Below are 22,392 nucleotides of genomic sequence, written 5' to 3' on the forward strand. Positions count from 1 at the left end.
AGGATATATAGATGCAACGTGCATGAGATTATGACTCATGCACATTGTATTTTATATCCATCTTTTTATTTCAATAAGAACTTCTCCGCACGTCCCGGAGAAAAGAGTTCCCACAAGGAAGCCACCGTCCAACCCGGAGCGAAGATATTGTTATAGTATCCCTTTCCATTGCGACCATAATCCCAGTTGGTATGCTGCACAACTTCGGGATAAAAGCCCACTTTGGCTACACCGCACATGTGACCTTCGTACGGCAAAAGTTGGCGCATGGAAGTAGAAATCACCTGTGCAAATTCTGAGAAACGAGATTCATTGTATTCTTTCGAAAGCCAATTCAATACATCGGCAAATTCAAAAACAAACACATCTATGTGGTTATTCTCCACCGATACATTTCCCCAGCCACGGGTTTTCAGACCGATATCACCCAGCATCTGTCCTTCGGCAAAAGGAACGTCCCAGGTATAATACCAGGATAAAGCAAAATAAGCCGCTTTCTTCGACAGTTCGGCATAATGTGTACGTTCTGCACCTTTAGTAACCAAAGCCAGATAATACGTAGCAGTAGCGGCATACAGGGAAGCTTCTTTATCCTCACAATTTGCATCCAGGGTCGAAGAGAAGAAATCGGCCTTGGAGATAAGTTCTTTCTCCAGATAGCCCACCGTGCGTTTCGCACTCTCCAGATAACGTTTATCCTTGAAATACTTGTAAGCCATCACCAAAGGCAAAGTGGCCGAAGGGGTGCTTCCACCCGTTCCATCTACAATGGAGAAATCATCCTTAAACTTGCGCGGGAAGCTGCCGTCCTCGTTCTGCAAACGCAGGAAGCTATCCAAAATACCTTTGATACGCTTCTCCCACTCAGGATGTTTGCGCTTCTGCCGCTTTTCGTAACTCAGATAATTCAGCACGGCATACACACCCTCTGACTGACGACGGATGCTATGCTTGGATTCTTTAAAGCCACGATTGTAATGTACCACCTCATTGAAGAACCCTGCCGGAGAGAAACCGTTCTGAAGATACGTATCAAAAACGCTGTTGGCACTGTTCATTAATTCCCGGCGGTTCTGTTGCGTACCATATTCCAGTGCATTGAAAGCATTGAGCAACGTACGTCCCACAAATCCGATTTCGGCAACATCCACATGATCGCAAGTAGCCGTTTTCAGTTCCACGCCTGAGTAGTAATGAGTAGGCGTATTGTCCACATAACTTTCTACAAAGAAATTGCTGAGTACTTCTTTCATTCTGTCCACCGTATAAGGTGTATCAACAGGCTGAGGGCGGTTGGTATCGTAGCAATACTCCCAGGTACGCTGCACGCACTCAGAGAAATCGGCAGCATCTATTTCCGCCAACTCCCAGGTCAGAGTAATGCTGTCTCCCTTGCGAAGCGACTGGAAAGCCTCAACGGCAGGAGCTAAAGTCAATTTACGAATATAAGTTTTCGGAGCTTCCCGATACGGAAAGCCGTAAGAAAGCACAGTCATGCCTCCCACATTTTCAAATCCGGTATAGCCTATGGATGTTTCTCCGGACACAATGACCTCTCCTTCTTTGTGAGTGGCCAACGCCTCCTTGTCAAACTTATCAATGCGGATAACCGACATTGATTTACCATTTGCAGGACTGAAAGCTGCTGTAAGCGGAGTACTCAGACGATCCTCGCGCACCAACCAACTATCGGAAGTATGGAATGAAGGTGCTTCCTTGGGTGAACGCAGATTGCGACGATACCAGAAACCGGGCATATAGAACTGGCAGTCATCATGCTTATAACCGGTTTTTATCTGCTCTCCATAATTGAAATACACATTCTCCAGAGCTTTGATGACAACATTGATGCGTTGTTTTCCATCTTTCTCCGTAACCTGACGGGTAATGACCAGCGGCAGATTCTCGGAAGGCTGACAATTGTACACGCCATCCTGTACTTTCCGGAGAGTTAATGAATAGTGTTTGGCATCATTTCCCGGAACTTTTAAAGATACGGAAACATTCTCTGGAATATAGTTTGCCGCTCCAATATTTGCAATGCCCGCAGAAAGCATTATCCCTAAAAACAATCTTTTTAACCTCATATTCAATCTTCATTTTACTATTTTACAATACAGGCCTTTCGGATTCTGATGACGGAGAATTGCCAGACACGGATGGCCATCCGTTTTTCCAATCAACCTTATCCAGCATCAACACACGACCTCCGGGATTCTTGGTACTCACTGCATGATAAAACACCCAGTCATTACCCGCCTTATCCGTTACAATCTCTGAGTTATGTCCGGTACCTACAAAAGCCTCATTCTTATGAATCAGTACTTCATGGTGGTTATCCAGCATCTTCTTACCGTTTTTATCCACATAAGGTCCAAAAAGTTTCTTCGAACGACCTACAACCGTAGTATAAGTACTTTTCAATCCTTCACAGCAAGTTCCTATAGATGCAAAGAAATAATAATAACCATCTTTTTTATGAATATATGTTCCTTCATAGGCTGTTCCTGCCACCCGGCGGAGCTTGGCACCTTTCCTAACAGAAAGTCCGTCATCCGACAGTTCAATGCCGTAAATTCCCCGGAAACTACCCCAAAAGAGATATTTCTTTCCTCCATCCTCTATATAGAAAGGGTCAATGGAATTCTGTACATTGATTTCATTGCTGCGGAACATCTTTCCATGATCTGTAAAAGGGCCTTCGGGCTTATCGGCAATGGCACATCCGATACCACAGGTCCATTCGCCACCCCAGACAGACATAGAATAATAAAGCACGTATTTATCACCTATTTTATTGATATCAGGAGCCCAGAGTCCTCCTTTAGGTTCAAAATCCGGACGAGTGCCTTTGGTAAAAGCAGTACCCACATACTCCCACTCCACCAAGTCTTTTGAACGATGGATAGGCAAGTTTCGGATATCTTCGGTGGCATACAGGTAATAATAACCATCTTCCCCTTTGATAACAGAGGGATCGGGCAGGCTATAATTTACAACCGGATTCTGATAGTTTTTGACGGGCCCTTTCGCCATAAGCAAACTGCTTATGGCGAGAAAGGCTCCGATTAACAATATTTTCTGCATATATTCACTATTACTTATTTACAAACCGGAGCTTCTGCCTCGGTAGATGGACTATTACCGGCAATCACCGGCCAATCATTCTCCCAAACAATCCGGTCAATCATCAAATAGCGTCCTTTGCTCGGGGTGTGTCTGTCATAACTATGGTATAACATCCATTCATTACCCTCACTGTCCGTTATAATCTCCGAGTTATGACCCGGCCCTACAAAACGATCATTGGCTCTGATCAGCACTTCATATTTATTGTCCAGCATTGATTCTCCGTTCTTATTCACATACGGGCCTAAGAAAGAAGTGGAACGGCCGACAACCGTAGTATAAGTACTCAACATAGAGTTACAGCATGAACCGACAGATGCAAACATGTAGTAATAATCGCCACGTTTATGAATGTAAGGTGCTTCAAAAGCAGTACCCGCAACCTGCACTCTTTCTTTCTTGGCCGTTGCAATGTCGGGGTATACTCTCGTACCGTCTTCATTCAGCTTCACAGCATACAAACCGTTGAAACTACCCCAAACCAGCCATTTCTGTCCGTTGTCTTCGAAGAAACAAGGATCGATGGAGTTTCTTACATCAATTTCACTTGAAGTGAACAACTTTCCTTTTCCGTCTACTGATATATCCAATGTGAAAGGACCTTCGGGAGAGTCAGCCGAAGCAATACCGATACCGGCAGTTGCAGGCTTGCCCATGGCAGACATGGCATAGTACAAGATAAATTTATCACCCACTTTTTCGATATCCGGTGCCCATACTGCCGCACCTGATTCCGTAACGAATGTAGGTTTCTTATCGAACATCTTACCGCCGTCTGTCCAATGAATCAAGTCTTCCGACTTGCGGACCACAGATGTATTGGTAGCATATACATAAAATGAATGATCATTTTCTTTCCAGACAGTAGGGTCACCTACGCTGTAGTCTGTCAATGGGTTTGAATAAGGATTCTTATAGTTTGCAGTTCCCTTATTATCGTCGTCCGAGCAGGATGCCAAGGCTCCTGTCAGAGCCAAGGCAAACAATATATATTTACTTCTCATATATTATCTTATTTATATCTTTGTTCAAGTTCTTCTACCGGGATATTATCTTCATAACCGTCGTAACCATAGTTCTGATTGATACGGCCTTGAGTGTTGGATTCTATGGCATTACGCGGAATGGGCCACAACACGTGATACGGCTTCATGATAAATGCATTGGTTGAATAATAATATTCTGTTGCAAAGAAATTATTCTTCTCCATCATGCGGTCATAATACCAGTTCTTTTCTGAAAAGTTATTGAGTGAATATCCATCTATGCCCTTTTCTGCTTTCAGGAAGGCAATACGAGTCAACTCAGTCTTACGATGGTCTTCCAGGAACAATTCTCTGGCTCTTTCATCCAGGATATCTTCCAGTGTAACAGATGAGAGTTCCGGTGCATTCACACGACGACGGATTGTATTCACATCCTCAGTAGCCAGATCGTTCTTGCCTAACCACCAGTAAGCCTCAGCTCTATTCAGGTAAGTTTCGGCAAGGCGGAAGATATACTGGTCAGTGAAACCACCTACAGGTACTTTACCGCCTGCATTCGGATCATCCTTATCAATCAGAACCTTCACAATCGGGAAAGAGAAATAACAGCGCATGGTATCGGTACAGTAAGCAGGATCAACCGGTTGACCGAAGTAAGCGGCACTACCTCCCTTTGAAGCCGGCAGGTTATATTTGATACGTGACTTATCATACCAGTTATTGGAATTATGACGCATATCATCTCCACAATTCTTCCACAACTCATATTGTGCATAGTTGGTAGGACGTATCTTGGCAAGACCTCTACCCAGTTCTTCCAACTGTTCGTATCCATCATAAATACCTGATGCATCAGTCGTTCCGTTCTTTCCGTCCGGTGTCTTCATTTTGCTTCCGGCATGCCACTGCGGCACGAAGTTACGCTTGCGTTTTGAACCGCTTGGAGAAGAACATCCGTCCAGACCGTAGATTTCCTGACCGATCATAATGCCTTCTTTGTTCTCAACAATACTGATATTCTCTTCCTGGAACAGGTCGTTGTATACGTCCTTACTCTTATCATCCATATTGATACCGAAACGTTCGGTCATCAGACGCAATCCGTAATCATTGATACAACGAGTAGTTGCATCTACTGCCTGTTGGAAGTCACCGGTAGCCAGACATATTTTAGCCAGTAAATGTTCACCTGCAGCTCTGCTCACAGCACCACGGATTACTTCTTTTGGCAACCATTGTACGGCATATTCCATATCTTTCTTGATATTTGCCAGAATAGTCTTGCGGGAAACGGTATTAAAGTCCAGTTTTGCACCGGTAATTTCTTCTCCAATCCAAGGTACATCTCCAAATTGGTTAGTCAACAGATAATACCAGTAAGCACGATGGAAATACCCTTCTGCCAAACAAGCGTTTCTGTCTTCTTCCGAAGCCATACCTTCAGCTTCAGGAGCACGGGTAATAACCGTATTGGCATACTTGATACCGTTCCAGCCAAAAACCCAGTAACGAAGATGCAGATACATATTAGTGGTTGGAGTCAACTGAGTCACCATATTATGGATTTCCTTCGTTTCAGGACCACCCATAACGGCCAGGTCAGACCAAGCATATTCATATACAGAATAGGTTTCACAGTTTCCGGAGTTGAAAGCGTCTCCAAACCATTCAAAATTCATCTGTTTACGGCAGAGGCGAAGCATGGTTTCCAAACCTGCTTTATCAACAAAAGTGTTCTCCGGTGTCAGGAACGACATCGCCTTCGGTTCAAGATCAACACAAGCAGAAAGACTGGCAGCTATCAGGCAACTTGCCAGACCTTTTAGTATATATTTCTTTGTTTTCATTTGAATATCTTTATTTAATTATCGTTCTATCAGATTATAAGGTAATGTCTACACCAAATGTCCAGATGCGTGGAGTAATGGCCTTAGTCAAAGGATCAGAAGTTCTCCATTTAGAGATAACAAATGCGTTATCCACATTAATACTGAATCTTAAATTATCGATCATAAACTTGTTAATCAACTTCTTCGGAAATGTATAAGACAATGCCATATTCTGCATTCTTACGTAGTTTCTCTTTTCGTAAATGTTCACACCCGGGCTGTCGATATTTGCGCCTAGACGAGCATACTTGCTATTCGGATTCCATGGCGTCCAATACTCGGTCCAAACAGAGTTTGAAGTATTGTAGAAACGATTAGTTTCATTTCTCGGCAGGTTATCAATATCCATCCAACCGAATTCCCCACGCAGCACAAAAGAGAAATTGATGCATTTGAACAAATTCAGGTCACTGCTCAACGTCATACGATGCTTCGGAGTTTTTGTACCCAACCAAAGCTTATCATCATCATTGATCTTACCATCATTATTAACATCCAGCAATCTCGGGTCACCCGGCTGCTTGCCATATTTTGCAGCTTCCAATTCTTCACCCAGTTGCCATACACCAATCCACTTATAATCATAGATTTCATCAATAGCATGTCCGATATACCAACCGTTCTGTACATCATCGTCTTCACGCTGACCGATAACGTTACCATCTGCATCCAGCACATCAATCATATCACCGTACAGGTGCTTGATTTCGTTCTTATTAGTAGAATAAGTAAAGGTGGTATTCCAACGTACATTAGAAGTATTGATATTTACACTTGACAAAGTCAACTCAGCCCCCTGATTAGCAATTTCTCCCAAGTTAGAAGCAATATTACCATATCCTGAGATTTCAGGCATAGCACGGTCCATCAACAAATCGTTCGTTTTGTTCTTATAAAGTTCTACAGAACCGCTCAGTCTGTTGTTGAACAATCCAAAGTCAACACCGAAGTTGAATCCGGTAGTAGTTTCCCATTTCAAATCTCTGTTAGCCAAACTTGAAGGATATACACCTTTATAGTTTACCCCATTCTGAATAACGTTGGTAATAGTTAATCTTGAGAAGGCAGCATAACGGCCGATGTCACGGTTACCGGTTTGTCCCCAGGAAAGACGCAGCTTCAGGTTGTTAATCCATTCAACATCCTTCAAGAACTTCTCTTCTGATATACGCCATCCGGCAGCAACTGTAGAAAATACACCGAAAGGATTATTCTGTCCGAAAGCTGAGAAACCGTCACGACGTACAGAACCTGTCAGCAAATAACGGTCCATCAAAGAGTAATTCAAGCGCCACAACAAACCATTACCAGTCTGCATTTCGTCATTTGCACTGACAGTAGGAGTTATACCGGCCTGAATACCATGATAACTCAGTGCGCCATTCGGCTGGAAACCTTCATTGTTTCCTGTACTCTGCCAGTTCTGGTACTTTTCAGCAGTATATACGAAAGTGAAGTCAAAGTTATGAATTTTAGCAAAAGTACGGTTCCATTTCAACATGTTATCAATGCTCCATTCATAGTCTGAATAGTCCACACGTTTTGCTTTACCACCTGCTACTACACCCGGTTTGATATCAGAATCAAAATAGTAATCCTTTCTCCAGCCATAACGCACATTGAAAGTTGTCTGCCAGGTAAATCCGAAAGGAAGAGTTAGCTTACCATAAACGCTAGAATTAAAGGTCTGCGTTCTGTAATATTTATCATCCACCGAACGATTCAATAACGGATTGGCAATACGGTTGTCATCCCAAGGTCTAACCTTGATACTTCCATCAGCCTCATAAACGTCTCCAAAGGGACTGGCTGCCTTAGCTGCACCTGTATCTGCCTTAATATCATCCGAGCCTTTATGAACGAACTGCGCATTCAAACCAATATTCAACCATTTCGTAATCTCAGTATCCAAATTCACACGTGATCTTGAAGCACGGAATTGATCACCTACTACAATACCATCATTATTAGTGTAACCTAACGACACATAATAGTTGGTTCTTGCCGTCTTACCGGAAACAGAGGCACTGTAATCCTGTCTCAAACCATTCTGATAGACGAGATCCATCCAGTCAACGAATTTACCGGCTTTATAGTTGTTAACCTCAATAGGATTGAATTCCAGTCGTTGCATCCAGGTTTCAATATAATCACCGGAGAAAGAGCTGTCATAGCCTGCCCATTGTTCACGAGAAACACCATCGGGCAAATTGTCGGGATTATCATAGTAACCCAAGCCATGCTGTTGTTCACCCGGCTTAAAGTAATCGATTGTTTTGAAGTAATCAACACGCCTCTGCATATACTGTTCAGCAGTAGGCATCTCCGGCATAAAAGTAGCTTGTGAAACACCTATTTTTGTACTTACGTTGATAATAGGTTTCTCGGAAGAACCTCTCTTGGTATTGATAAGAATGACACCTGCCGATCCTTTCGAACCGTAGATAGCAGTAGAGCTGGCATCCTTCAGGATATCCATACTTTCAATGTCATTCGGATTAATATCATCAATATTACCATAGAATACCACACCATCCAAAACAATCAAAGGAGAAGTACTGGCCTTCAAGGATTGTTTACCACGAATCAAAAGTCCGGAGGCACCGCCACCTGCATCAGTAGAAGGAGTGATGTGCACACCGGGAACCGTACCAACCAGGAAGTCAAGAGCATTTGTTGCAGCTCTGTTCTTTGTCACTTCCTCGCCAACGTGTGCCACAGCACCCGTTACGTCTTTTCTCTTCATCGTACCATAACCCACCACAACAACTTCATCCAGCAACTTAGAATCTTCCACTAATGTAACATTCAGAGTTCTTGCGTTGGCATCAATCGTTTTTTCTACCGTTTGATAACCAATGAATGAGAATACTAAAGTAGATTTTTGTGCAGGAACGTTCAATGAATACTTACCATCTAAATCGGTAATAGTACCCAAAGCAGCATTACCCTTTACAGTAACGTTTACACCGATTACTGTTTCGCCCGTGGCATCTTTAACGACACCCGTAACGATTCTGCCCGATTGAGCTTGAGCATAAATTGTAGAAATCAGGAGGAGGAGTAACATCCTAACCCTTGCATCAGAAAAGAATCTTAAAATCTTCTGCTTCATAATATTAAATTTTAAAAAATTGTAAAGACTTACTTGGCTTTAAAGCAAGACAAAAGTAGAGATTCGATTGAATAACTGATGATACAGTAATCCCTAAAAAGAGAAAAAATGTCCCATTTTACCCGTCAGGAGCATCCAAAACTGTGATAGACACAAAATTTTCAATAATGAGACGAATATATTATTCCACTTATTACTTAGAGATAGCACAACGAACCTATTGACAAACTTTCATACCATAAAAAAGAGCAAAAGAAATATTATTTCAAGAAGATAATACAAGATGCCCATTTCACGTCCTGTGAAATAGGCATCTCATTCCTCAATAGAGGCTGATAATGAATATGAAAGAAAATAATGCTATCAAAAACTCTCAATCAAGAGCTTGGATTACAAGCTTTCCCGCCTTATTTGTAGCCGGCAAAGTAATTTCCAACATTCCTGCATGGCCAGACCTGTACTGAACTGGTTTTCCGTTGAAGAATACTTCATATTGATGTCCTGCATCCATACAGACAATCATGCAACGCTCATGAGGTGTTGTCGAATCATCAAAAGAGAGTTCAGCCTTATATGCGGAATGATTCTCATTAAAATCACTCTTCGTAATCCATACCTCAAAACCAGTGGAAACTTTACCCGGCCTATAGTATGCTGCAAACCAATTTAATATAGGAGATGAAAGCCCCGAAAACTGGTGCCACCCTGCTCCTCTCTCCGACGAAATGATGAAATGCTCGAATGTGAAATAGCTTTCTTCACACTCCTTCTCCCAATTATCCAGAGCTGTATGTGCCACTCGGTAAGCCTCTTCCCCTTTACCCAAATCTAACAGAGCCTTCCACATCATCCACTGATGGGGAAACCAGACAACACCGTTCCAATATCCATCTTCTTTATAATAAGGAGCAGACTGATCGACCGTTGAAAGCCCGACTTTAGTCCACAGTTCGTCAGGAGAAAACAAATGTTCCATCAACCGGTCCACTTGAGCGGGAGAACAAATACCTGCTACCAAAGGGCTGACCCCATCCAGTCCCTTATTAAAATTAGATCGATCCTTATACCGGAAGATATCTTTTGCATTTCCCAAAGAATCATGGACTACATATCCAAAGTATCCGCTTTCTTCATCCCAAGAGTAAGTTTGCAGGGCATACGACAAGAGTTTGATGATCCGTTCATACTCCTTCACATCCTTTTTCAGCCCCAGTTCCTTCGCTGCCAGGCGCAGAATCTTCGCCGCCCGCAGATAATAAGCAGAGGTAACCACAGGAGTCACCGATTGATACTGCGATTTATTACCGCGTAATGCATGTTGAGGCGGATAATCGTCCCATCCACCGGAATTATAGAAATAATCCCATGTACGAAGCAGACCGGAACCTGCCATTCGGGTAGGTGAATACGGATCAGCTCCGACCATAAAATCAAAATATTGTTTCAGCCTGGAATATAAGAATCTCAGCGCTTCCTGTGACAGGCTGTTATTCCACAAATCAGCATAAGCATACATCTGAATGGGTAACGGGGTACCGTGATGTATGAAAGCCGATTCACTCCCCACCGGAGTTGTATAAGCCTTGATACATTCGAAAGCCTTGACCGGGTCCACATCAATCAGTCCCAACGCAATGAAACCGGAGTCCCAGGTATAAAGGCTGTTCCAATTCTTACCCGGCGTAAAATGTCTGATGTATTCCTTCTGTGTATAAACCGGATATACGATATTCGACAAGAGTGAGGCTTGCAGCAGGCGATTTCCCAGAAGATACTTCTCTCCGCCTGGCAGCACCTGGTCTTCAGGCTTCGCTTTTTCCGCTGAACTGATCCGTGCAACCAGTTTATCCGGTGTCGAATGGAAATCCTGCAATTCCTGCTTCACCTGTTCTTTATTCCCACTGCACACCAGCATGTAAATGGTCTGTTCCGAGTCAGCTTCCAGTACGATAGGGCGCAAAAAAGCATTGGCATAATGCCAGTTCCTGTCCCCAATCAACCTTGAAGATACATGTTCATGCACCCTTCTACGGAAAAAAGACTCCAATTCACCGTTCAGTATCTCCCTGACTTCCGAATGTTGGTAGTTCCACGCCACGCCATAATAGTTGCTACAACCCTTATATTTCAAGATAAAATCCTTTTGGGTTTCTCCCACCTCCATTACAGGGGTGAAAGGAATCGGTGCGCGGACTACATTCACATTGTTTATATCGTTAGCATCCCCTATAAAGAACCCATCCAGACTAATTGCAACAGTACTGCCCGAAACAAGTTCCAGTTTATATTCTCCCGCCTTCTTTCCATGATAAGGAACTGACAAGAAGGAGAATTCCCCCGTACCTTCCAATTCTACAGATTGTTCTACCAATCCTTTCAGACGCAGCACGGCACTCTCCCCTTTCTTTATCTTAAACCGGATGCCTATCGCCCCGTCTTCCTGCCCCGGAAGGATGTTTACCAGATAGCTCAACCGGTCACCTTCATTCCTGCCGAACCCTCTCCCCAGTATGGAACCGTCGAGTGACGAAGCACTGCGCTCCTCATTCCGTTGCCATCCGTCATACACCAATCTGTATTGAGGGGATTTACTGGCAGGTTCATTCTCAATATAGTCAATGGCATTATACCATTGCAGACCGGCTGTATCCGAAACCGCTACCTGCGGATATGTCTCAGGATAATCTATATACGCCATCTGATTCAAGACCAGATTTTGGGGCATACTCGTATTGTTAACACAACGTATCCCGACCAGTGTACGGTTATCATCCAATATATGATAGGTAACATCCGTATAAACCCGGTCTTTCCACTCCAGTTCATAGCGATAGGTGATGCGGGTCATCTCCGGATTTATTTCCCACGGATAGTAGGATGATTCGAACAGGACATGCGGCACCAACTGGCGGTTCCGGTAATACCCGGGCATCACCGAAAAGTCAAAACGTATCCCTTTACGCATATCAGGTATGTGCGAGATGCCGGCATAACGTTTCGAGTAAGGCCCCCATGTATGCAATGACGCTATATCATGGCTATTGCCCGAAAAAGGCAAAGGAAAAACAGCTCCTGCACAGTAAAGAGCCAGAAATGCGGCCAGAAATGTCATCAAGTATCGTTTCATCTATTACTATAGCTTTAGTATTCGGCACTATGTGCGCTTTCATCATTAATTTACAGAATCATTTACAGCAATCCTACGTTATGAAACAGTCGTTACCTTAACCTATATCAGTCGTTACTTCATTGCCATTCACTCGTTACTTCATCCCTATTCAGTCGTTACCTCATTATAGAGCATTTTTGCCTACTGTTAATCAAAGAGTTACAAAAGAAACAAAGAGTATTATCCGATTTCATAAATCCCAACAAGCAAACCACTGATACCTCATTCAGTAACTCCTATTCCGGACATATCCGGAGTTACTTTTCACCCCAGCAAACGGATTGCAGGAACCATGTTGCCTGCTCGCTCTTCAAACCCTGCCGTTCCAATACTGAAGGCAATTCATGATAACTCTTCCAGAAATCAGCGATCAAAGCGGTCATTTCAGACGGAGCATACATCACAGCCTCATTCAAACTACCCATTCTACCGAACTCTTCTTTGAAGACAATATACGAATTACGATACTTCAGTTGTTCCATAGACCGGGCTACTCTTTTGGATGCCCCTAAAAGTCCGTTCATATCCACCTTCCCGGACGGATAAACGATCTTAATCACTTTTTCCTGGTTACAAGGCAATTCCGGCAAATCTACCAGCAATGCAAAGTCTTCAGCCGAATATCTGTATTCTGTCGGAACTCCATTTACCGTGACGGACTGGGGAAGCAGGGATGAAAGCACTTTCACCGTGAACGGACGGACAAGAGGCATTTCTTTATAGCCACCTTCGCGCTTGCCGATAACAATCGTTTGCTCATTACCACTACGGGCAGAAGTCAGCTTAGTTACGGCATACTCGGATGCATAATTCTTATCATTTCCGTTATCTTCATACAAATTAAATGCCGTTGTACCGCTTCCACCGGGAAACACCGTCACCGCTATCTCTTCGTCATTACCGTTAAGGTCCATCACGTTCTCCAGATACAAAGGAAGTATGGCACCCGCCTTTACATAAATTGGATATTCATCAATAGCGAAAGAGCGTTCTACAATCCGGTTACCTTCCAGTAAAGCTCCCGTATGCCATTCGTACCATTCTCCTTCCGGCAACCATACACGTACCTGTGCATAACCATCCTTGGCCGGAGTAGTGACCGGTGCAACCAGAACGTCATCTCCAAACATATACTCATTGCCAAAGTCATAAGCTTCTTTGTTCTCCGGATAATCATAATACATCGGACGGCAAAGAGACAATCCGTCATCATACCCCTTACGAGCCATGGTGTAGATATAAGGAGCCATCACATAGCGTTGGCGAATCGTTTCACGGATAATATCACAATATTCCTTGTCGAACACCCAGGGTTCTTTATTCAGCTTAGCCCCTTTCTGGGAGTGGGTACGCATAATCGGACTTAATGCTCCGAATTGTAACCAGCGGGTATACATTTCGGGATCTATCTGGCTACCGATATGTCCGCCCAGGTCATGACTCCAGTAACCGTACAACACGTTGGAAGCTGTAGAATTGAAATAGGGTTGGAAATCAAGTGACTTCCATGAAATCACAGCATCACCCGAGAATCCGACCTGATAACGATGGTTTCCCAATCCTCCCCAGCGGTGGTAGAGCATCGGACGTGTCTCCCGACGTTGCTCCATATCGCTGAAAAATGCATAGTTAATCCACCAGGTATTACTCAGATTCTTCATCTTTGAATCGAACATTCCCTGCTGCCAGTCCAGCCACCAGAAGTCCACTCCGTCTTTTTCCATGGGAGCCAGGATATTCTTGAACATATTCTTCATGAACTTCTTATCTGAATTTATCCAAGGGATCGTCTGTTTTGTAGCCGGGTCTACACCCATGTCCTTAGCCATCTCCGGATATTTCTCTTCATAAGCGGCCACTCCGTCTGCAGGATGCAGGTTGAGTGTCACTTTCACGTTATTCTGTTTCAGGTATTTCAAGAACCCCTGAGGATTCGGAAATAAGTCCCTGTTCCAGGTCCAGCCTGTCCAGCCTCCCTTACCTTTCTCGGTATAATGCCAGTCCATATCCACCACTAACACGTCCAAAGGTATCTGATAAGTATGAAAATTATCGATCAGATTACGGAACTCTTTATCAGAATACAGCCAATAACGCGACCACCAATAGCCAAATGCGTAACGGGGAGGCAACGGCATCTTGCCGGCAAAAAGAGTATAGTCTTTCAAGGCCTGTTTATAGTCATGCCCGTAAGCCATGAAGTACCAGTCTTGCCCTTCATTAGCGGGGCGTTCCTTAGCCCAGTCCCAGTCCGGATCATTATCAAACAAAAGTCCGCGGGAATCGTCAATGAGCGACCAGCCATCGGTTGCCAACAGGCCGTCTTCCAGTTTCAGTTTATCCCCTTTCTTCGTATCAGACACCCAAGTTTGAGTCTGTATATCACCGTCCATCCCATCAAGAGTACGATATGTGCCTTTCAGATTGCCTTTCTGCTGCATTCCGGGCTTCCAGGTGAAGGGGAATGCCCCCTTTACAGCTCCGATTATCAGATTATCGCTCGTAAACCGCCCACTGTCTTTTTTATAACGCATTTTCATCTTGGAGGTGGTTATTTCAATCCATGCCCCCCTTGTCTTCAGTTTGTAATCAACCTGCGGATATAAACGGTCTACAGCAATAAAAGACTTGTCGTCTACAAATTTTCCATCCGGAGCATACTCCAAACGGAGCGTTCCATCCGATATGACCGTAAACCGTACATTGTTATCAGTATAAGCAATATTCTGCTGTTCACCCTGCGCTTGCAGTGACAACAGGACACCCTGCAAAATGCAAAGGATAAGTATCAACTTCTTCATCATGGTACTATTGATTTTAAAGAATTTCCAGCTATTCAAGCAAGGAAGCAATTCTATTCACCGTTCACAATGGCTTTTATTTAGCAACCTCTTGTTCGTTTCTGGTAGGTTGCGGTCCCATATAGGAACGCTTCATACCGCCAAAGTCCAACACAACCTTTTGCAGAACTGTTCCAGCATCTCCACAGATGATTTTCACCGTATGCTTACCCGGTTTATCGATATGGAGAGTGGTCTTGTTGATTCTGCAATTCTTCAATACGCTTTCATACCATATCTGTGCATATTCGAAAGAAGAAGTAGATGGAGTCATTACCGGACCTTCGTCTATACATACACCATATTTGGTTTCAACATTCGTTGCTTCATGTCCGGCATATCCTCTGTCCTTGCTGATGGGGAATGTAGGCAGCACATACGTATAAACATCTACTGATCCCTGCTCAAACGTATAGAAATCATATTCCAGGCGCGGTGTATTACGTCCTGCGGTACGTTGTGCCGGAGCGATAGGATTACCCAACTGTACAGCTGTATTCTCGCATCCCAGGTTCGGAATCATAATCATCTTAATGGCATCACTCTCCACTTTACGGTGGAAACTTGCCGCATCTATCGAAACATATCCGTTGTTTTCAACGAACAGCGTATCCATTTCGGCCAATGAAGGAGAGGTAGGGTTAAAGACGGAGATATAGACACTTTCCTTCTCACCACGATCAGAAGTGATATCCAGTGTTCCGAGTATTCTTTCACCGGCAGGAACCTTCGCCCAGTCGATAGAAACTTCAATACGATCTTCAGTAGCTGTCTCTCCAGATTTCTTGCTAACCAAAATCCAGTCATTTGTTACAGCAGCTTTCCATTTCAGCGGAGTAGCGCCCTTGTTGAATACATCTACATAATAGGACTGGCGCAAGTAAGTGTTAAAACATGGCAATGAGTGGAAACTCTGAAGGCCTTTCAGCACAGCTTCACCTTCGGCCATTACGCCTAAAGAAGCAGTAGGCGCCAATTCAACGTCTCTCAATTTCGGAAGTTCAAAATAAGCAGCGGCAAATCCCTGTTTCATCGTCATCACATGATCCCACTTACCGCCAAGCAACGAGTTATAGCCGTTGGTAATTACTTCCAGACTGTCGTAACAGGCTTTCGCTGATTTCTCCAGTTCTTTGGTTGATGCTCTCTGCTGAATAGAATACCAGCGGTTTCTTTGTCCGTCCAGTATCATTCTGTTCAACAATTCGCACCCTTTCACCGGATAATACAGTGACTGGTAGAAACATGCTTTTTGTTTCTCGTCCGACATATTGTTCAGGATCTTCTCTACGGTGCTTCCAATACGGCGGTATTCATTCAAACGATTGTCTACCTCACGATAGTTGGTAAGTGAGAAATCCGTATCCGTATTCCGTTCTCTCCCATGCTTATCAGTAGTCCATTGGTAACCCCACCCCATAAATTCGGGCTTACGTGCGAAAGCCAGCTTATAGAAAGAATTAACCACATCCTGATATTCGTTACGGTATTGGTCGCCCAACATACCACACAACCATTCAGTACGGTAGTTGGCTGCCCTTTCAAAGTTAAAAGCATCAATATCGAAAGCCATTGTCAGGAAATAATCTACAGCGAACTCACAGGATTTGATATCACCGGCATTCAGCAACCAGATGCGATCCGCCGTTGCATCATACGCTTTACGAAGTTCTTCATACATCAATGTAGGAGAAACCGTGTTCATCCAAAGATGATCGTGAGGCTTGCCAAGATAAGAAGAATGGTAGTACACACCCGAACGACCCGAACGTTTCTGTTCCTTCGGACTGCTCAAACGTTTCATATAACCATAGTTGTCATCCGGCCAGATAATTGTTACGTCATCCGGTAATTCCAGACCTTCGTCATATACATCCAGCACTTCTTTATAGGGAGTAAATGCTTGGGGAATCTCTTCACCCGGTTTACCGATGGCATCAATCAACATCTGTCTTTGGGCCATCAGAGCCTCCTGAAGCATATCTTTCCGGTCGCCCATATCATTGCTTGCATTCATGGCTCTGTCATGCAGTCCGCGCAATGCCAGCGTATATACATTTTCAAAGGGAGCACATTCCTTCACGCGTGCATTCAACACGCTGTCTACACCTTTTTTATTATTGATGTAGTCCCACTCACCCATTTTATCACGTTTCCATTCACTTGCGGTATTAAACAATAACGGTTCACAATGAGAAGAACCCATGATGATGGCAAAGCGGTCTGCAACCACTCTGTTCTCGGGAATGCGGTGAAATGCCATAGACGCATCGTGCATGGCCGGACACAAATAGTTGGCCTGGAGACGGAGCAACAGTTCGCAAACCTTAGCGTAAGTCCGGGGACCGAAGTTACCCACTTCTTTCTCGAAGTTTCTCTTAGACCAACGGTAGAGGCCCCAGTCTTCATCATTGATGAAAATACCTCTGTACTTCACAGTAGGCTCTTTAGATATATATTTATCTACTTTCAGGTGTAACTGATCCTTCTTTACAATGGGAGCGTCTGCCCACCAGTACCAGGGAGATACACCGATAGTTCTCGACACAGACAACAATCCGTAAGCAGCACCTCTGCGGTCGCTACCCACAATAACCAATGCCTTGTCTACACCAGGAAGCGGATTACGAACGAGCTGTACCAGATAGCTTTCCCAACGATTCTTCAAAGGTTCCACATCCAGTTTCTTCTTTGCAATCATCTGGTCAATCCATTCATTATGCCCCAAGGTTCCGACAATAATACAATTCTTCTGAGGAGCTTCCTTGGTAGTAGCAACGCCTAGGATTTGTCCACTCACCTCTTTCACATCATTCGCAAATAGTCCCGCCGTTGTTTTTACAACTTCAAAATCTTGTGCGTCATAGTACACGCAGGCTTTATCCTTCTTGCCTACGAGACTGAATACGTTGGGTCCACTACTATTTTGCGATAGCGAAACCTGAGCCAACGCCACTGAAGAACTCAGCAGCAACATGCCTCCTAATAAAACAGATTTAAAAATACTCATGGTTTATTTATTGATAATTTATAAGTTACTTCTCCATCAGGGCAACCACACACCAAAGGTAAGGTCCTTGTGCATGAAAATCACCGGTACGGCGCGGACGGTCATAATAGTATTGCTTGTCGTTCTTCTTGTTGGTACCGACACAGATTTCTCTCACCTGATTTTTTTCGGTAAGGTAAGTCACCAAAGCCATCCATGCCTTGCGGGCTGCCGGAGCATATTCTTTGGCATCCAACCATCCGTTCTTTACACCTGTAATAAAAGCGAAAGTAAACATGGCAGAACCCGATGTTTCAGTCCAGCATTCAGGATCATCGAGCAACTGATTCCACAGACCTTCCGGATTCTGATATTCCTTCAGACTTTTCATCATAGTCAGGTAACCTTCCATAATGCGGGGACGGTCTTTGTGCTTCTTGGGCAAATAACGAAGTAATTCTGCCATACCTGCTGCCATCCATCCGTTTCCGCGTCCCCAATAGAAAGGCACATCCGGTGCATGATAGAAGAGACCGTTGGGACGTTGCAATTCATCCAGATACATCACCATCTCTTTGGCTGCACGATCTATATATTTGCTATCATTGGTCACTTTGTAGGCATGTGTCTGTACAATGGTAATCATGTACATATCGTCAATCCAAAGACGTGTTTGCCACGAATAGCCCTTCTCTGCCCATTCCTTCTCACTTGGTTTGGCATCTTCGGGAACTTCCCATTGGGTATCGGCATAAGGCAATCCCAGTTCTTTGTAGCGTTCATCCTTCGTCACCCAATAAAGCTCCAGAGGCAAACTTCCGAACATATTCAGATCGACATGATTCTTGATGGGCAACAACTCCTTTTCGGTAGTAAACAGATGCTCAAATCTGGCTTGCAAAAGTTTGATGAGCGCTTTGTCTTTGGCCGCCGCCGCATATTTAAGAGAACCGTTCCAATAGAAGGTTTCAGGATAACCAATCCATTTTCCGGCATGCAATGCATGTTTCTCGGTTACAAAACGGTAGGCAATACGTCTGCCGATTTCATCGGGAGTATACCCTTCGGGAAAATTCTTCAGAAGACTAGTCTGAGCGATTAGCAACTGGAAAGATGATAATAAAAATAATAATGCGAATACTTTCTTGTACATAACAATTTGAATTCTATCTATTAAACATTACAATAATTTACTTTCTCTGGAATATCCGTTGATATTACTTCACTTTCAATAGTTTCTTGGTGTCGTCGCACACGGCTACCGCCACTTTGGAGTCTGCACAGCCGTAATAAAGATATAACTTCTTCTTATAATAGGCCAATCCTTCGATAAACACGGTTCCGTCCTTATACTGCCCACTCTTCTCAAAAGAAGCTTCGGGCATGAAAAAAGGCTTGTCTAAACGCCCCAATACTTTATAAGGATCTTTGGAATCAAGCAGGAGCTGACCAGCACAATAAGCACCTGCCGGATAATTTGCATCGCCTCTCTTTTTATCATTCTTACCATTATACATCAATACGATGCCTTGTTTGGTACGAATAGCAGGAGGACCACATTCAGTCATCTGGCTGTCGAAGTATCCGTTACGCGGCCTGGCTATTTTCAACAATTCGTTGTTCTCATCCAGCACAGGATACCAGTCTGTAAGATTGTCGGAAGTAGCTGCATGCACGGCATATTCTCCCCAATACATGAAGTACTTACCATCTACTTTATCGATAACCAGTTTCCCACCTTTCACCTTGGTAAGCATAGAGGCTGACTTGGTAGCAATTCTGGCGAAACGCCCGTCATACGCTTTTTCAAAAGCAAGACCGTGCTTGGTCCAGTTCTTCAAATCTCTGGAAGTAGCTACCGCAAGACGGGGAGTCTTCCGGTTCCACGCCGTATAAAGCATCACGTATAATCCGTCTTCGGTCATTGCCACTCGCGGATCTTCACAACCACCCGGACACTCTATACTCTCAAATTCATCTCCACCGGGGAAAAGTACCGGGCTGTCGAATCTCTTCATAGTTACTCCATCCACGCTTTCGGCATACCCGATACGGGAAGTTCTCTTCCCGATGCCTTGTGCCGAGTTATCTTCAGCACGATAGAGCACGACAATCTTTCCATCTTTCACGGTGGCAGCAGGATTGAAAATATCACTTTCCTCCCACTTCACCTGTTCCTTGCACATCGGACAATAGAAAGAGGTAGGCTGTGGAGTGAGTACAGGATTGACACCTTCAGGACGATGGAATGGGCCAATTACCCAGTTCTCCTGTTCTTTCTTATCGGTATCATCTGAAGAAGGCAGAGTAGAAAAACTACTCAATGACAGCACTCCTATCAAACCGACTATGAGTTTTAACTTCATCTTAATATCTATGTTTCGCATGGTTAAAGTTATCGTTTTATTGACGAATATGTTTATAAATCTCGGTCAATACTTCCAATCTGGTTGTTTTTCCGGGAACAGCCCGGGGCTTAAACCCACATAGTGTACTCCAGTCCTGCAATGTCTTTTCATCGACCGTTCCTTGCAAATCCGCATCCCATCCGGGCAAATACCCCCTCAATCCCATATATTGAGCTAAATGGAAATCAGGGTCTCCCGGACGCAAGTCACGAAAATAAATCAGCGTTGCTTTCTGATCGATCAGCAGATCCTGCAACATGGACATATCCACATCCTGCACAGCCACTTTACAATCAATAGCCAGTGAAGCAGCGATACCTGCCGCCTGCCCCAATGCCATCCAACATGGCTCCATACGCAATGTGGAGAATCCGATATGCGAACCGGATACAGGTACAGGTAATAGCAGATTATCTACATTCCGGGGTAGAATCACGCCCAAGGGCACCGTATACACTGCTGTAGGGTAGCTGATGAATCCATCCAAATGTACTCTTCCGGCTTCCCGCTTTCTGGCAGCATGCGAATCGAGTGCATAATGGCTGGCTGTCACGCTACTGCCATGCAAAGGCGGGCGTTTGCCCGGTGCAGTGGGTAAAGCGTCCTTAGCAGTAAAGAAGTAAACTCCTTCAAAGCGTCTTCCTTCACGTACATAGACCTGGCGGGGAAAATATTCATTATCCTGATATTCGTCTTTAGCCAATCCCCATTCTAGCATTGCTTTACGGAAATGCTCCGGCAATTCCGGATCATTCTGGGCAAACCAGAATAAACCCAATGTATAATCTTTCAGACGTTTGGCAAACTTATCCCTCCACTCCCAGGAAGAAGTAGGCCAAGGCCAGTTCTCTTCCGGCAGATCAGTAGAGATAAATGCAGCATGCTGATTATTGCCATCTGTCTTCTGATTAGGCAGTTTCACGATACTGCTCAGTTTTCTGATTCCCCAACTGTCTCCTGGAAGCTTAGTCTGGTTGCCGCCAGCAATATGACGACGGTTTTCTTCCATCATTTCACCGGTCACTTTCAGCATGGCCCGTTGAGTATTCTTTCCGGTCCATACATCTTCAATCAGTGAAACATATTCGTTCCTGTTATACGATGCCGGCTTCGGAAAGAGAATACGATTATCAGGATCATTAGTCAGGCAAAGGCGATAGTTATATGCCTGGACTGCATTATCAGACTCTCCTGTGCTGCCACTGGCTGGCTGGCTTTTCCAGTATTCATAGGTTCTTCCAGCTCCGGGTTCTCCGAATTCGGCTTTGCTTTCCCTACCTACGCGGAAAGGCACACCTGCCGCAGCACCCAGATCACCTTCATAAGTGGCATCCACAAAGATGTCACCCTGATAAAGTTCTTTCTCTCCATTTTCACGATTCAGTATACAGATGCTTTCAATGCGCCCGTTTCTGAGAGTGATATTCTGATCTTCAGCATCGAACTGCCGCATAAGAAGCACGGTAATCTTATCCTTATGTTCGTTCAGCATATCCTGATAGATAGAGGCTGCAACAGACGGTTCGAAATGAAAGCCGTCACTGCAATCCTTCAGCTGCTGAGAGTTCTTTCCATACCGTTCTGTATAGTATTGCTTGATTCTGGAAGTAAACTCCATGAACAGACCGGTAGTTGCCTCCCGGGTAGCAATATCAGTAGCTCCCAGTCCGTTGGCCGGAAGTCCTCCAATATGTTGGGTACGTTCCAAAATAACCGAGGTCTTGCCTTGCCGGGCCGCTGCAATCGCCGCCATTATGCCACCGGGATTACCGCCTACCACCACAATATCAAAATGATTTTGAGCGGATATCCCCCAGCTGAGCAGCAACAAAACAGTAAGAAAATGAAATCTCTTCACGTCATTTTT

The 22,392-nt window shown here is 44.2% G+C and carries 11 protein-coding genes; all 11 read right to left on the reverse strand.

All coding sequences use genetic code 11. The features are described 5' to 3' along the window. Positions 1–65: 65 nt before the first annotated feature. The gene (locus VYM24_RS04570) at positions 66–2,087 is read right to left on the reverse strand and encodes a hypothetical protein (RefSeq protein ID WP_330941578.1); all 2,022 of its coding nucleotides are present in this window, start codon (positions 2,085–2,087) and stop codon (positions 66–68) included. A 22-nt stretch (positions 2,088–2,109) separates the two neighbouring features. Then, positions 2,110–3,036, reverse strand: coding sequence for a family 43 glycosylhydrolase (locus VYM24_RS04575; protein ID WP_330942213.1), 927 nt, complete (start codon positions 3,034–3,036; stop codon positions 2,110–2,112). 65 nt (positions 3,037–3,101) lie between these two features. Beyond that, positions 3,102–4,133 carry a family 43 glycosylhydrolase gene (locus tag VYM24_RS04580; protein WP_330941579.1) on the reverse strand — a complete coding sequence of 344 codons (1,032 nt, stop codon included), beginning with the start codon at positions 4,131–4,133 and terminating at the stop codon, positions 3,102–3,104. 8 nt (positions 4,134–4,141) lie between these two features. Continuing rightward, positions 4,142–5,962, reverse strand: coding sequence for a RagB/SusD family nutrient uptake outer membrane protein (locus tag VYM24_RS04585; protein WP_224321019.1), 1,821 nt, complete (start codon positions 5,960–5,962; stop codon positions 4,142–4,144). Between the two features lie 34 nt (positions 5,963–5,996). Next, positions 5,997–9,119, reverse strand: coding sequence for a SusC/RagA family TonB-linked outer membrane protein (locus tag VYM24_RS04590; protein WP_330941580.1), 3,123 nt, complete (start codon positions 9,117–9,119; stop codon positions 5,997–5,999). A gap of 373 nt (positions 9,120–9,492) precedes the next feature. Then, a complete protein-coding gene (locus VYM24_RS04595) occupies positions 9,493–12,246 on the reverse strand; it encodes an MGH1-like glycoside hydrolase domain-containing protein (protein ID WP_330941581.1) in 2,754 nt (917 codons plus the stop codon). A 299-nt stretch (positions 12,247–12,545) separates the two neighbouring features. Continuing rightward, positions 12,546–15,092: a glycoside hydrolase family 31 protein gene (locus VYM24_RS04600; RefSeq protein ID WP_330941582.1), complete on the reverse strand. Its 2,547-nt coding sequence runs from the start codon at positions 15,090–15,092 to the stop codon at positions 12,546–12,548. 73 nt (positions 15,093–15,165) lie between these two features. Beyond that, complete coding sequence (locus VYM24_RS04605) at positions 15,166–18,138, reverse strand: glycosyl hydrolase 115 family protein (RefSeq protein ID WP_330941583.1); 2,973 nt, start codon at positions 18,136–18,138, stop codon at positions 15,166–15,168. Between the two features lie 25 nt (positions 18,139–18,163). Continuing rightward, positions 18,164–19,270 carry a glycoside hydrolase family 88/105 protein gene (locus VYM24_RS04610; RefSeq protein WP_007211151.1) on the reverse strand — a complete coding sequence of 369 codons (1,107 nt, stop codon included), beginning with the start codon at positions 19,268–19,270 and terminating at the stop codon, positions 18,164–18,166. Between the two features lie 64 nt (positions 19,271–19,334). Continuing rightward, positions 19,335–20,483, reverse strand: a complete 1,149-nt coding sequence (locus VYM24_RS04615) for a glycoside hydrolase family 130 protein (RefSeq protein ID WP_330941584.1) — start codon at positions 20,481–20,483, stop codon at positions 19,335–19,337. 37 nt (positions 20,484–20,520) lie between these two features. Next, positions 20,521–22,383, reverse strand: coding sequence for an FAD-dependent oxidoreductase (locus tag VYM24_RS04620; RefSeq protein ID WP_330941585.1), 1,863 nt, complete (start codon positions 22,381–22,383; stop codon positions 20,521–20,523). Positions 22,384–22,392 lie beyond the last annotated feature (9 nt).

It is taken from the genome of Bacteroides sp. MSB163 (genome assembly GCF_036416795.1).
GTDB lineage: Bacteria > Bacteroidota > Bacteroidia > Bacteroidales > Bacteroidaceae > Bacteroides > Bacteroides maternus.

Bases quoted from the DNA above. Each gene is read 5' to 3' on its own strand.
- VYM24_RS04570 (WP_330941578.1), bottom strand. From the start codon at position 2,087: ATGAGGTTAAAAAGATTGTTTTTAGGGATAATGCTTTCTGCGGGCATT.
- VYM24_RS04575 (WP_330942213.1), bottom strand. From the start codon at position 3,036: ATGGCGAAAGGGCCCGTCAAAAACTATCAGAATCCGGTTGTAAATTAT.
- VYM24_RS04580 (WP_330941579.1), bottom strand. From the start codon at position 4,133: ATGAGAAGTAAATATATATTGTTTGCCTTGGCTCTGACAGGAGCCTTG.
- VYM24_RS04585 (WP_224321019.1), bottom strand. From the start codon at position 5,962: ATGAAAACAAAGAAATATATACTAAAAGGTCTGGCAAGTTGCCTGATA.
- VYM24_RS04590 (WP_330941580.1), bottom strand. From the start codon at position 9,119: ATGAAGCAGAAGATTTTAAGATTCTTTTCTGATGCAAGGGTTAGGATG.
- VYM24_RS04595 (WP_330941581.1), bottom strand. From the start codon at position 12,246: ATGAAACGATACTTGATGACATTTCTGGCCGCATTTCTGGCTCTTTAC.
- VYM24_RS04600 (WP_330941582.1), bottom strand. From the start codon at position 15,092: ATGATGAAGAAGTTGATACTTATCCTTTGCATTTTGCAGGGTGTCCTG.
- VYM24_RS04605 (WP_330941583.1), bottom strand. From the start codon at position 18,138: ATGAGTATTTTTAAATCTGTTTTATTAGGAGGCATGTTGCTGCTGAGT.
- VYM24_RS04610 (WP_007211151.1), bottom strand. From the start codon at position 19,270: ATGTACAAGAAAGTATTCGCATTATTATTTTTATTATCATCTTTCCAG.
- VYM24_RS04615 (WP_330941584.1), bottom strand. From the start codon at position 20,483: ATGAAGTTAAAACTCATAGTCGGTTTGATAGGAGTGCTGTCATTGAGT.